9 protein-coding genes are annotated in these 14,105 nt (G+C 44.1%); 6 read left to right on the forward strand and 3 right to left on the reverse strand.

Going from position 1 to position 14,105, the window contains the following annotated elements; translation table 11 throughout:
* The first annotated feature begins 5 nt into the window (after nt 1–5).
* A complete protein-coding gene (locus MKX75_RS12865; protein ID WP_339169872.1) occupies nt 6–1,988 on the forward strand; it encodes a sucrose-specific PTS transporter subunit IIBC in 1,983 nt (660 codons plus the stop codon).
* A 189-nt stretch (nt 1,989–2,177) separates the two neighbouring features.
* Here the strand turns inward: MKX75_RS12865 and MKX75_RS12870 are convergent, their stop codons facing one another.
* Complete coding sequence (locus tag MKX75_RS12870) at nt 2,178–3,077, reverse strand: manganese catalase family protein (RefSeq protein WP_076330944.1); 900 nt, start codon at nt 3,075–3,077, stop codon at nt 2,178–2,180.
* Between the two features lie 127 nt (nt 3,078–3,204).
* Nucleotides 3,205–4,935: a cellulase family glycosylhydrolase gene (locus MKX75_RS12875; RefSeq protein WP_339169873.1), complete on the reverse strand. Its 1,731-nt coding sequence runs from the start codon at nt 4,933–4,935 to the stop codon at nt 3,205–3,207.
* 311 nt (nt 4,936–5,246) lie between these two features.
* Between MKX75_RS12875 and MKX75_RS12880 the strand changes: the two genes are divergently transcribed.
* The 5 genes from MKX75_RS12880 (at nt 5,247) to abc-f (ending at nt 13,344) form a co-directional block, all read left to right on the forward strand.
* On the forward strand, nt 5,247–6,077 hold the full coding sequence (locus tag MKX75_RS12880; protein ID WP_339169874.1) for an amidohydrolase family protein: 831 nt from the start codon (nt 5,247–5,249) through the stop codon (nt 6,075–6,077).
* 428 nt (nt 6,078–6,505) lie between these two features.
* Nucleotides 6,506–7,948, forward strand: coding sequence for a 6-phospho-beta-glucosidase (locus tag MKX75_RS12885; protein WP_339169875.1), 1,443 nt, complete (start codon nt 6,506–6,508; stop codon nt 7,946–7,948).
* A gap of 524 nt (nt 7,949–8,472) precedes the next feature.
* The gene (locus MKX75_RS12890; protein WP_062834162.1) at nt 8,473–9,303 is read left to right on the forward strand and encodes a PRD domain-containing protein; all 831 of its coding nucleotides are present in this window, start codon (nt 8,473–8,475) and stop codon (nt 9,301–9,303) included.
* A 211-nt stretch (nt 9,304–9,514) separates the two neighbouring features.
* A complete protein-coding gene (locus tag MKX75_RS12895) occupies nt 9,515–11,398 on the forward strand; it encodes a beta-glucoside-specific PTS transporter subunit IIABC (RefSeq protein ID WP_339169876.1) in 1,884 nt (627 codons plus the stop codon).
* Between the two features lie 476 nt (nt 11,399–11,874).
* On the forward strand, nt 11,875–13,344 hold the full coding sequence (abc-f, locus tag MKX75_RS12900; protein ID WP_339169878.1) for an ABC-F type ribosomal protection protein: 1,470 nt from the start codon (nt 11,875–11,877) through the stop codon (nt 13,342–13,344).
* A gap of 141 nt (nt 13,345–13,485) precedes the next feature.
* On the opposite strand, the gene MKX75_RS12905 is transcribed toward abc-f, so the two are convergent.
* Entirely contained in the window at nt 13,486–14,076 is a 591-nt protein-coding gene (locus MKX75_RS12905; RefSeq protein WP_339169879.1) for a biotin transporter BioY, read from the reverse strand.
* Between the last annotated feature and the right edge of the window lie 29 nt (nt 14,077–14,105).

Raw genomic sequence — 14,105 nt, forward strand, 5'->3', positions numbered from 1 at the left:
ATAACATGTCGGAGAATCAACGCATTGCCCAGGAAGTCATTCATGCCATCGGGGGCAAAGAGAATATCGCATCTTTTGCACATTGTGCAACACGTCTTCGGATCATGGTGAAGGATAAAGAGAAGATTGATCAGAAAACGGTCGAGAATATCGAGAAGGTGAAAGGCGCTTTTTTCAACTCAGGTCAATATCAGATTATCTTCGGTACGGGAACGGTGAATCGAATCTTTGAAGAGGTCGAGAAGCTGGGAATCGAAGGATCGTCCAAGGATGATGTGAAGAGTCAGGGGAAAAAGGAAGGAAATGCTTTTCAGCGGGCTATCCGCACATTTGGTGACGTATTTGTACCCATCATTCCCGTACTGGTAGCTACAGGTTTGTTCATGGGATTACGCGGATTACTTACCCAGAATGAAATTCTGGCGTTGTTCGGTGCAACACCGGATGATATCTCGGCCAATTTCCTGTTGTTCACTCAGATTCTGACGGATACGGCCTTTGCATTCTTACCTGCACTTGTAGCGTGGTCCGCGTTCCGTGTATTCGGCGGAAGTCCGGTGCTTGGTATCGTACTGGGGCTAATGCTGGTCAATCCGGCATTACCCAATGCTTACGCGGTGGCAGATGGATCAGCACAGCCGCTGCATATGTTCGGTTTTATACCTGTCGTGGGTTATCAAGGATCGGTTCTGCCTGCGTTCTTTGTAGGTTTGATTGGAGCCAAGTTTGAGAAGGTACTAAGAAGACGGGTACCTGAGGCACTGGACTTAATTCTGACTCCTTTTATTACGTTGACAGTCATGATTACGCTTGGACTCTTCGCGATTGGCCCCGTGTTCCATTCCCTAGAAGAGTGGGTGCTGCATGGAACAACTGCCGTATTGGATCTTCCGTTTGGCATCGCAGGTATCATCATTGGTTTCTTCCATCAGATTATTGTCGTTACCGGTGTGCATCACATCTTTAATTTCCTGGAGATTCAATTGCTGGAGAAGACGGGATTCAACCCATTCAACGCAATTATCACCTGTGCTATGGCTGCACAAGGAGCCGCTTGTCTTGCCGTAGGTCTGAAGACCAAAAATATGAAACTCAAAGCACTCGCGTTACCGTCGTCTTTGTCCGCATTTCTGGGCATTACCGAGCCAGCGATCTTTGGTGTTAACTTGCGTTATATGAAACCATTTATTATGGGACTGGTTGGTGGTGGTGTAGGTGGTTTCATCGCTTCCCTGTTCCATCTGCAGGGTACAGGTATGGCTGTAACGGTTATTCCCGGTACATTGCTTTATCTGAACAGCCAACTGCCGTTGTACATATTGTCCAACGTGGTTGCCATGGCTATTGCTTTTGCACTTACTTGGTTCTTCGGATATAAGGATCAACCGGTTGCAGAGGAATCGGTGAGCCATGACAACAGTGGAGTAACATCAACTGAAGTTAAAGCAGAGGAATCTAATCCGCGTATTAATTCAGTTACCGATGCCGTTACAAGCAATCGTCCTAAGGTAGATTTTCTCGAAATCGCTTCGCCAATGAACGGTACCGTCGTTGCTCTGGAGCAGGTTCCTGACCCGGCGTTCTCGAAAAAACACATGGGTGAGGGCATTGCCATTGAGCCATCAGAAGGCAAAGTGTATGCACCGTTTGATGGTGTCATCGCACATGTCATGAACAAGAGTAAACATGCGGTGATTCTGGAGCATGAGACAGGTGTACAGATGCTGGTTCATATCGGAATTAATACGGTTGGACTAAAAGGAAACGGTTTTACCGCGCATGTGAATAGCGGAGATCGTGTAACTGCAGGACAATTATTGATTGAATTCGATATGGATGTCATTCAGGCTGCGGGTCTGCCGTTGATTACACCTGTGCTGATTCCAAGCGGGAATGAAGCGATAGCAACTGTTACTGCAACCTCAACCGGTCGTGTGCAAGCCAATGGGGAAGCAGTACTGATAGTGAAATTTACTGAGCCACAATAGAGGCGTGTAAAGTGGGAAGCGGGTAGAGATTCATCTCACCCGTTTCCCTTTTTTGTGCACACCGATTATGAAATCAAATAAAACAGTCATCGGTGATCTAAACAATTCAAGAGAGTCAGAACGTAAGGTATCACCATTTTACGGTGATCCAATCTACGCCCTATGAATGAACAAACGTCAATCTTGGGTCTATAGACCAGCGTGCCGTTTCAGTCGCTCTGCAATCTGCATCAGATCTTCTGCGGATATCCCTGGCGCGAATTCTTCCGGCAGATCAGGCAGCTCAGGTACTGGCCCTCCATAACCCGGCAAGCCGGCAAAAGCCTCCAGTTTGCCACCATCGGTTGGATGTACTCCTTTCCAGATCTGAGCAATGCCCTGATAATCCTTGTCACTAAACGTGTACAGCCTGCGGTGCTCGCCCATCGCTTCCCATTTTCGTGTCGTTTCAAAAGCTTTGTTATCCAGTCGCGGAATAGGGAACATCTTCGTTACATCCACACCCGTTGCAATCTCCAATGCCTTGGCATAGGCCAGAACATGCACACCTCCACGAACAAGCAGATAACCTGTCATTTCACGGGCTGTCTTGTTGTCCGTCATTTCGTAGACTCTCATTTTGTGCGTCCTAGCTCCGCATTCAAGAAAAAAATTATGCAGCAGGTCGAAGATCAGATTGCCACTACTCACGACGTACGAACCATTCCAGGGTCTTCCCATGGAGTCATAAGGCAGCGCTGTCTGGGCCGATTCGATAAAATGTGAGGTCATACGTGCATCTTTGCCAACACGCAGCGGGGTGGAGTCGGGTGCGCCTGGTGAAGTGGAACCCTCAAGCATCAGGTTAATCGTATTGGCAACAAGTTCGACATGGCCGAATTCTTCGGCGGTTATACTGGCGACGATATCGTAGAAGGGACGTAGCTTGGACCTGCCTCTGAAATTGAAAGATTGAAACATATAATTATTCAACGTCGACATTTCCCCGAACTTTCCACCCAGTAACTCCTGAACCGCACTAGCTCCATTGGGGTCTGGATTATTCGATATGGGCAGTTCGATGGCAAGACGGTCTACACGTTTAAACATGACATTTCCCCCTCAATCCTAGTTACTGTAAAAGTATGAAGGGTTACTTGTACGTTATTCGATCATTTGTGAAACAAAAATCGTTCTGCCAGAGCTTTAGGCTCTGAGCAGAACGATAGATGAGTTCTTATTTGGAAGCTACGCCAACAACGCTGGTTCCATTTTTCGTGATTTTGTACGTAATCACATCTCCGTTCCAGAAGTGGAACTTAAGGGTTACTTCGCCATCATTGGTTTCATTGAAGAAGTTTGGTTTCAGCTCAATCACATTACGATCGTAATCTGGGCTAAATGTATAGGAGAACTCTTTGAACGAAGTCCAGTTCTGTGGACCGGCGTTTTCTCCGTTTGCATATGTCGCTTCCATGGTAGCGAGTTGATTGCCGTTAAACGTAGTCGGAATAGCAAATGCACTGGTCGTTCCAGTCGCATCGCTCAACGTAGGTGTGTCATATTTAATGATATTAAAGTTCCAGTCGGCACCTTGGTTGAATCCTGCTGTGAGTGTGGCATTTACACCTAAATCACCAGAGGCTGTCAATTTGGTTAACAGGTTGGATTTTAACGTAAGTACATCTTTTCTGATCGTATAGTCTTTACCTCTGACAAGAGGCGTAGTGCCGTTCTTCAAGGAATTGAATTTGTTGCCATTTAGATTAAGTTTTACTTTTTTATCTTGGATGGCTTCATTTTGTTTAAGATATACGAGGTCCGTTTCAGCTGTGGATGATCGACCAGTCCAGCTGGCTTGCATCGTATTGAATAATTCTTGGTCAGACCAAGTAAAGCTTGTACGTCCGAAATGCTGCCCATTGTCCCATAACATCGTTGCCATCTGTTTTTGACGCAGGTAATGTCCAACAAATTCGAAGAATTTCAGCTTTTCACCTTGCTCAATGACACCTGTGTGCTGATCAAACCCAAGCAAGCCATACTCACCAACGATCACCGGGATGCCTTTAGCTGTAAAAGCGTTGTATACCCGATCGAATGTATCGGTAATGTCTTTTTGTACTTCTTCGTTATACGTGGTGTTACCTGCGATGTTCACACTGAATGGCCAGAACCCGTAGTAGTGAACGGTTGCAATAATATTGGTGTCATTCAATTTTTGAATGGTTTTATTCAGTTCATCCAGATCCGGTTGAGCAGAAGAGGTATGCATCGTTGGAAGAACAAGCGGACGTGTCTCGTTGTTCCCACCCGAAGTTCTTACGATTCTGTGAAATGAAGTATTCAACTCGTCCAGCATGCGATATCCAATTGCTGCATCGGTTGTGCCACCTTCAGAGAAACGTGGTTCGTTAACACTTTCAAACATGAGTTTATCGGATGCATTTTTGAATTTGTCCGCAATCTGAGTCCAAGCAGCGTTGTAACGTGCAAGTACGTTGTCATGGTCTTTCTCCATGTAACTGATCCAACGCCAGGAATCATGGTGAAGATTGATCATGACATAGAGATCGGCATCGAGGGCCCAGTTTACTACTTCTTGAACCCGATTCATGTAAGCGGCATCAATTGTATAGTCGGGTGAGTTACCGATGTGGGCTTCCCAGGTCACAGGGATACGGATACTGTTGTAGCCCTCACTCGCAATCGATTGAATCAGTTCCTTTGTAATGCGCGGGTTGCCCCAGGCAGTTTCATCTTCACCAACGGCATCCAGAGAGTTACCCAGATTCCATCCAGGCTCCATGGCGTTCACGTAGGCCTGCATTTTGCTTGGCGCAGCTGAGGTAGTGGCTTGTTCACTATTGTCAGTTGCAGCGGAAGCCATAGCCGAAGAGAACAGAGACAGAATCATGGCAGTTACAAGTGTAAGAGAGAGGATCGGTTTACGGTTTTTTTTCATCAATATAATCTCCTTATAAGATAGAATGGTTGAACTTGAATAGCTGTTAAGCAGGATTGAAAATAATGCTCAACGCAAACAAAAAACGACTTCTTAATACTGGAATCACCACCGATTTATGTACTGAAAGCGTTTTCGTAATTTACTATATCATGATTAAATTTTGGACAATACCAGCACAATTGGAATAAAAATCATGTGAAAATTAGTGATTTGTTCTAGCCAATAGTTATGTAAAGATAATGCTTTCATTGGAAATGAGATGATATAATTGCTTTTTAACAATAATCAGATTTAACCTGGAGGGATGTAAAATGAAGCTGGATGCACATCAACATTTCTGGGAATACAATATCGCCGAGTATGGGTGGATTGGAGAAGAGATGAATGCCATTCGTCAATCTTTTCTTCCGGAAGATCTTGAACCTATATTAGTCCAATGCGGAATGAACGGATGTATTGCAGTCCAAGCCAGACAATCATTGACAGAAACCGAGTGGCTTCTGCAATTGGCAGACCGGTACGAGTGTATCAAAGGTGTTGTCGGATGGGTGGATCTTTGTTCGGATGATGTTCGAAATCAGCTTGAACTGCTCGCGTCCAATCCGTATTTGAAGGGAGTGCGTCATGTCATACAGGATGAACCTGATCTTCAGTATGTATTGAGAGAAGACTTTCAGCGTGGTATTTCATCGCTCAAAGAGTATGATTTGGCCTATGATCTGTTGGTATCCAAGGAGCAACTGCCTTATGCCGTTGAACTGGTTAAGACGTTTCCTGAACAGCGATTTGTACTTGATCATCTAGCCAAACCCGACATCAAATCAGGTATGCTCTCACCATGGAAAGAATCACTTGAATCATTGGCCGCACAACCGAACGCGTACTGTAAACTTTCAGGACTAGTCACGGAAGCAGATTGGAAAAATTGGACTCCGAGCGACTTTACAGCCTATCTGAATATCGCCATAGAAGCATTTGGAGTAGACCGGTTAATGTTTGGGTCCGATTGGCCAGTAAGCAATCTTGCGGCTTCCTATAATGATGTATGCGGTCTCATTACAACTCACATGAATGCCCTACCTATAGCAGATCAACAGATGATTCTTGGTGGTACATGTGCCACGTTTTATCAAATATCGTAGTGGGCGCTCCATAGTTAAATCAGTTTCAAGAAGTTGACAACTGTTCTGATTCTTGCTAAAGTTTTATCCAATCCGCATAATTGTGATCTGGGAATGTTACCGATATGGGCATAACCTGAGCTGGCTTGTTTACACGTAATCGTGTACCCAGGCTGGTTCGGGTTTTTTGTATTTAAGTTGAACAAACGATTTTACACGGGGCGACTGCGCGGCCAGAACAATCTTCCAATCGCTGTTATCCCCAGATTTTTTGAATCCCTTTTTAAAGGGGAAATCCGGTGATAAAGGCGAACGCGCCGCTTCTCCAGATTTTTTCTGTCCTCTCCGTTTATGTGTAATCGTGTAGTTCAACTTAAATAGTTTGTCTTTTTAATATTTCTTGCGATTTGAGCGGGTAGCTGAATTACATATTTGGAAGGAGAATGATGATGACGAATTTTAAATTTCCTAAAGACTTTCTGTGGGGTGGAGCCATTGCTGCCAATCAGGCGGAGGGCGCGTATCTGGAAGATGGCAAAGGGCTGAGTATCGTTGACTTGCTGCCGACCGGAGAGAACCGCAGAAGTATTATGAAAGGAAATGTTCCAGCTTTTACGCCGCTTGCTACCGAGTTCTATCCTTCGCATGAAGCGATCGATTTCTATCACCGTTACCCTGAAGATATTGCTCTATTTACAGAAATGGGATTCAAAGCACTGCGTGTCTCCATTGCCTGGGCACGAATTTTCCCAACAGGAGAAGATGCGCAGCCGAATGAAGCAGGATTGCAATTTTACGATAACCTGTTTGATGAATTGTTGAAAAACGGCATTGAACCCGTGGTTACACTGGCTCACTTTGATGTGCCTGTGCATCTGATTGAGAAGTACGGCAGCTGGAGAAGTCGTGAACTGGTAACTTTATTCGAGACTTACGCTACTACGGTATTCACTCGATACAAAGACAAGGTGAAATACTGGATGACTTTCAATGAGATCAACATGCTGCTACATCTTCCGTTCCTTGGAGCGGGACTTGCGTTCAACGAAGGGGATAACATCAAAGAAATTCAATATCAGGCTGCTCACCATCAACTGGTTGCAAGTGCACTGGCAGTCAAGGCATGTCATGAGATTATTCCTGGTGCCATGATTGGTTGCATGCTTGCGGCGGGAAGCTTCTATCCGTATACCTGTAATCCGGAAGATGTGTTCCAGGGGATGGAAAAAGATAGAGAATCCTATTTCTTCATCGATGTGCAGTCCCGTGGGGAATATCCGGGTTACGCCAAACGTTTCTTTAAGGACCACGAATTAAACATCGTTATGCAGTCGGGTGATGCGGAAATCTTGAAAAATCATACCGTAGATTATATCGGGTTCAGCTACTATTCTAGTCGTACAACCAGTACCGATCCGGAAGTCATCAAAAATATGACCAGCGGTAATGTATTTGGTTCGGTAGCGAATCCATATCTGGCGAAGTCCGAATGGGGTTGGACGATTGATCCCAAAGGATTCCGTATTACCGCCAATCAACTACATGATCGTTATCAGAAGCCACTGTTTGTCGTTGAGAATGGATTTGGCGCCAATGACGTGGTTACACCAGAAGGTGAAGTGGATGATGCATACCGGATTGATTACTTGAAACGGCATGTAGCTGAAATGGGTGAGGCCATTCAGGATGGGGTGGACATCATTGGTTACACCAGCTGGGGGCCAATTGATATTGTGAGTGCTTCCTCAGGAGAGATGAGAAAACGCTATGGCTACATTTATGTGGATCGTAATAATGAAGGTCAAGGAGAACTGACACGACTGAAGAAGAAGAGTTTTGAGTGGTACAAAAATGTGATCGAATCGAACGGAACAAACCTGGGTGACGAGTAGTTTATATTTTTCTGAATTAAAATGGTCTTGTACGGCAATAAAACATCGGAAGTTTCATCTATATAAATTGAACTAAACATTTACACAAAACGGAGAGGACAGAAAAAAGCTGGAGAAGCGAAGCTAAAAGCTTTCTATGGAAAGCTACTTCGTAAGCATAAACTCGCCTTTATCACCGGATTTCCCCTTTAAAAAGGGAATCAAAAAATCTGGGGATAACAGCGATCGGAAGGTTGTTCTGGCCGCGCAGTAGCTAGTGTAAATATTCTCTAGTTCAATTTATATAACTATGGGACTTCCGATTGTCCCCACCTTGAAAGCGTTGACATTTAGTCAGGTTCGCGCTATACTTGACGCAAATATATCGTTTCTGGGATTGTTACTACACGAAGTAGGCAAAACCTAAGCACCAAAAAAAGCAGACCACCATGTCTTGTTTATTTTGTGATGCTTCAGGTTTTTTTTGTATGCCCAAAAGACGATGTATAACTGCCAAGAGAGTGGAACGTGACGGGGGGATTGAAGTGAAAATAGCAAAGGTTATCAACAATAACGTCATTAGCATCTATCAAGCAGATGGAGCAGAGCTTGTGGTGATGGGGCGTGGGATTGCCTTTAAGAAAAAGCCGGGGGATAAAGTAGACGAGACCCGCATCCAGAAAGTATTTGCATTGAAAAACAAACAAACATCCGATAATTTTAAAATGCTGCTGCGCGAAGTTCCGATGGAACTGATTGAAATTGTGGAGGAGATCATCACGTATGCGCGTGAGAATCTGGGACGAAAGTTGAATGAGAACATTTATGTATCCCTTACGGATCATATTAACTTTGCGATTGAACGTTATCGGGAAGGTGTGGAGATCAAGAACGCATTAATGTGGGAGATCAAGCAATTGTACAAGCCTGAGTTCGGACTCGGCCTGAGGACGCTGGAACAGATCAACACTCGAATGAATATTGAGCTTCCAACCGATGAAGCGGCTTATATTGCTCTTCATATTGTCAATGCAGAGATGAATGAAGAAGTCATTACGACGATGAACATTACGAAGTTTATCCAGCAAATTATTAATATAGCGAAATATCATTTCAAAATGGAATTTGACGAGGATTCTCTAAGTTATTTTCGCTTCATCACACATCTGAAGTTCTTCTCTCAGCGTGTGCTCAGTGGTATGCATTACGACAACAACTATGATCATTTCTACGACATGATTAAGGAGAAGCATCCAGATGCGGCAGCATGTACGGAAAAAATTGAGTTGTTTGTCAAAAAGGAATACAACCATGAGTTGACCAATGAAGAAAAATTGTATCTGACGGTTCATATCGAACGAGTGGTTAATCGATAATATTTAAATGTTGACAAAAATGGTTTTATTATAATAATATGTGATTAACAGGAATTAAATACGATTTAACTGGGATTGTTACTGGTTATGCAGGCAAAACCTAAGTCATGAGAAGGTTAGGACCATTGTGTCCCCTCACTCTAGGCTTAGGTTTTTTGCGTGCAAAAAAATCGGTAAGGGGCCTGTTTGAGAAAAAGTGGGGGTGCAGATCATGAGTCAAGAGAAACTGGCCAAAGAGATTGTAGAACTGGTTGGCGGTGAGAAAAATGTGGAATCACTGGTTCATTGTGCAACACGATTACGGTTTGTATTGAAGGACGATGCCAAGGCAGACAAAGCCAAACTGGAGAAAACAGAAGGCATCATCGCAGTCAAAGAAAACGGAGGACAGTTCCAGGTGGTTGTTGGTAACAAGGTGCCTGAAGTCTATAGTGCCATTGGACAGATCAGTAACATTCTGGACGATTCGTCAGATAAAGAAAAACCTCGCAAAGCAGCCAAAGGGCTCGGGGGTATTATCGATATCATATCGAGCATCTTTGCACCACTTCTGGGTGTTATGGCGGGAGCCGGTATTCTTAAAGGGTTATTGTTGATTGCAAGCAATATCGGATGGCTGGAGACGACAGAAACAACGTATAAGATCCTGTATGCAGCAGCAGATAGTCTGTTTTATTTCCTGCCTCTGTTGTTAGCGGTTACAACAGCTCGCAAATTCCAGGGTAATATGTTTGTGGCGATGACGATTGCGGGTGCGTTGATCTATCCTTCGATCGTTGCGCTAAAAGCGGAGGGAACACCCACAGATTTCTTCGGAATTCCTGTAATCCTGATGAACTATTCATCTACGGTTATTCCTATCATTTTAGCTGTCATTGTCATGAGTAAGTTGGAGAAGTTCTTTAATAAGACTCTTCACGATAGTGTGAAAAACTTTGTTACACCTTTGTTTTTACTAGTGATCATGGTACCTCTGACATTGCTTGTATTCGGACCATTTGGCGTATACGTTGGTAATGCAATTGCAGCGGGACTCGTTGCCGCATTTGGATTTAGTCCATTGCTCGCTGGAGCCGTTATGGGTGCAAGCTGGCAGCTGCTCGTTATCTTCGGAATACACTGGGGTCTAATTCCCGTATTTATCAACAACGTTGCCGTGTATGGACAGGATGGGGTTAAACCAGCTGCGACAGCTTCAATCTTTGCTCAAACGGGTGCTGCTTTTGGGGTTATGCTGAAAACCAAGAACAAAAAACTGAAAACATTAGCGGGATCATCCACATTGACGGCTTTGTTCGGTATTACTGAACCGGCCATCTATGGGGTAACATTACCACTGAAACGTCCATTCATTGCAGGAGTTATCGGTGGTGCAGTTGGTGGAGCTATCATTGGTCAAGCGGGCACATTAGCATTTGCGTCCGGCGCACCGGGCTTGCTGACCTTGCCAATCTTCTACGGACCAGGTGGACAAGGCTTCCCAGGATTGATTCTGGGTATCGTAGTATCCTTTGTCGTCTCGGCTGTACTGACATACATCATGGGTTTCAAAGATCCAGTTGAAGAAGAAACAAAAACCGAATCTGCTGCATCTACCGAGCAATCTGTTCGTGCAGCGGATGCTTTAGACGAAGTTGTATTTAGCCCAATTGAAGGAACAATTGTGGAATTGTCAGAAGTTCCAGATCCGGCGTTTGCATCCGGAGCAATGGGTAAAGGAATAGCGATTGAGCCAGCTGTAGGCAGAGTCGTAGCGCCTTTTGATGGTACAGTTACCGTTGCATTCAAGAAAAAACATGCCTTGGCAGTTGTGTCAGACACGGGTGCTGAAATATTGGTTCACGTCGGAGTCGATACCGTCAAATTGGACGGTCAGCATTTTACCTCTCATATCAAAGAAGGGGACCGCGTCCGAGCGGGAGATCTGTTGCTTGAATTCGATATTGCACAGATTAAGGCTGCTGGTTATCACACGGTAACGCCGATTATCGTAACGAATTCCGCCAACTACGAGGAAGTCATTCCGCAGGCTAAAGGCAATGTTCATAGCCAGGAGATGTTATTGAAGTTGTACAGCGGAAAGGGACAGGAATAAAATAAGAATAGATACAAATTCGATACTTTAGAGTTTTCATGGTTCCGTTGACATGGTGGAATTGGAAAATTATAATTAGAATTGTACATCTATACATGATAATGAAAGGTGGATTATTGAATATGACACATGCGATGAGACTGCGTTTCCTTCCTTTGAATCGGTAATTGAATACGTTCAAAGGCTCTGACCATTGGTTCAGAGTAAACGGGATCAGTCTGTCATTTTCAAACATCTGACCTTAAAATAAGTGTTATACTCGTTTTCTCGTTTACATTGAATCACAGGCCCTGCCTGTGATTTTTTGTTTTCTTATGACTATTTTTAATTAGGTAAGGGTTTCAATACAAATTATAGGAGGTACCGCTATGATGACGTTACTGTTCTATTGATACGAGCTGGCACGATCAGCTCGTATCGATAGAAGCGTGCTTCGCTATCGATACGAAATAAATCTTATTTCGGAGGTAGCGAATATGGAAAAGATATGTTTTGAATTAGAACAGGTTGAGATGACCTATATGGATAAAGCAGTACTGAACATTGAGAGACTGGCCGTGCATCAACTGGATCGTATCGGTATAGTGGGTGGTAATGGTCAGGGTAAAAGTACGTTGTTGAAACTCATTGCAGGACAGATCCAGCCGACTGCCGGAAAGGTGAAAAGGTACGCGGAATTTGGCTATTTGGAACAAGTGGAACCACCCCAGGCTAATGGAAATCTGGAAGTTGACGTGGCTTTACTCAGTAAATTAGCCGTACCTCAACACGACCAACTATGGAGTGGCGGAGAACAGACCCGTATGAAACTGGCTCACATGTTCACTCATTATCATGAAGTACTGTTACTGGATGAACCAACAACACACCTGGATCAAGAGGGCATTACATTTTTGCTGGATGAATTGCGTTATTACTATGGGGCGCTTGTGCTGATCAGTCATGATCGTGCGGTTCTGGATGAATTGGTGACCACGATCTGGGAAATCCATCAAGGTGAGGTTCATGTATATTCCGGTAACTATAGTGATTATCAGGCACAGAAGAGGCTGGAGCGTGAACAACAAAACCAGGCCCATGAACAATTCTCCAAGGAGAAAAGACGATTGGAGCTGGCCGCCCGGGAAAAGATGAAGAAAGCCGAGAAAATAACACAGGCTGGAAGCATGTCCAAAAAAGAATCCAAGGCAAAACCAAACCGAATGGTTGAAACGAAATCCAAAGGCACCAGTCAAAAAGCGGTACACCGTGCAGCTAAAGCGATTGAACAGCGTATGCAACAACTTCATGAGGTAAAAGCAGTGCAAGAGGAACGACCTATGATCTTCCGTCAGCCGAAGACACTGGAGCTGCACAACCGATTTCCAATTATGGCAGATCGCCTTACGCTTGAGGTGGAAGGTAATGTTTTGTTGGAGAATGTAAGTTTTCAAATTCCATTAAAACAAAAAATAGCGATAACCGGAGCCAATGGCAGTGGGAAAAGCACATTGCTTAACCATGTTTTCCATGCTGGAGATCACATCACGATGTCTCCAAAAGCGAAGCTTGGTTATTTTCAGCAAATGAGCTATCGTTTCACAACAAAAGAGACCGTATTACAATTCCTGAAAAATCGTTCGGAATATGAGGAATCAGAGCTGAGAAGTGCGTTGTACGCGATGCAGTTTACAGGAAATGACTTGCGGAAGAATGTTAGTACATTAAGTGGAGGAGAAGCGATTCGTCTTCAATTATGTCACTTGTTTCTTGGACAATATAACATTCTATTGTTGGATGAGCCGACGAATTTTCTTGATATGCATGCATTGGAAGCGTTGGAGCGTTTTATCAAGGCGTATGAGGGGACCATTCTGTATGTATCTCATGATCAGAGGTTTATTGAAAATACAGCGGATCAACAATTTCAGATTACAGCGCGTCAATTGCTTCAGGTGAATATATAAGTTGAACTAAAGAAGATTTACACGGATCACTCCGATGACAGAACAACCTTAGAGGAAGAGAAGTAACGAAAACCGCCAAAGTGATTTTGGCGGTTTCGTCTTTTTCAAAGTAGGAAGATCGGATACCTTATGTAGCTTCTGTTAAGACTCCGCTTTTACAACCGTTGAATGCACGTTACCTGTGAGTCGTTGTGGTGGGAAAACCATGCGCACAGGTGCAATGATGATCGCAGCAAATGCAGATTTGATCAGATCCCCTATAATGTAAGGATAAAACCCTTGAATCATGGCCTCAGGTAAATCCATTTTGTATGCATAGGCAAGCCAAGGCACCCCGGATACATATACGAGCAGTGAACCAAACAGTTCAAATATGATAAAAGCGAGAATGAATCCTGTGACACCTTTGATGTTGATTCGTGCAAGCAGTAATCCAATTAATAATGCGGAGATCGGCCACATCATCACATATCCTCCGGTAGGTCCAAGAAGCACCGCAAGTCCTCCGGTCCCGTGCAGTAATGGGAAACCTAGAGCAGTGAGCAGAACAACCATGGTAACGCTTAGGAAACCATAAAGTGGACCAAGTAATCCTCCAGCCAGCATGACAGCCAAGGTCTGTAATGTTATCGGTACAGGGGAGAAGCCAATGGGAATGCTTATGTAACCAAAAAGTACTAAAATTGCGGCCATAAGTGCGCTAAATACAATGCCTCGCAAAGATAATTTCATGTTTGAACAATCCTCTCCATTTTGGTAAT

The sequence above is a fragment of the Paenibacillus sp. FSL R5-0341 genome, from assembly GCF_037975235.1.
GTDB lineage: Bacteria > Bacillota > Bacilli > Paenibacillales > Paenibacillaceae > Paenibacillus > Paenibacillus amylolyticus_A.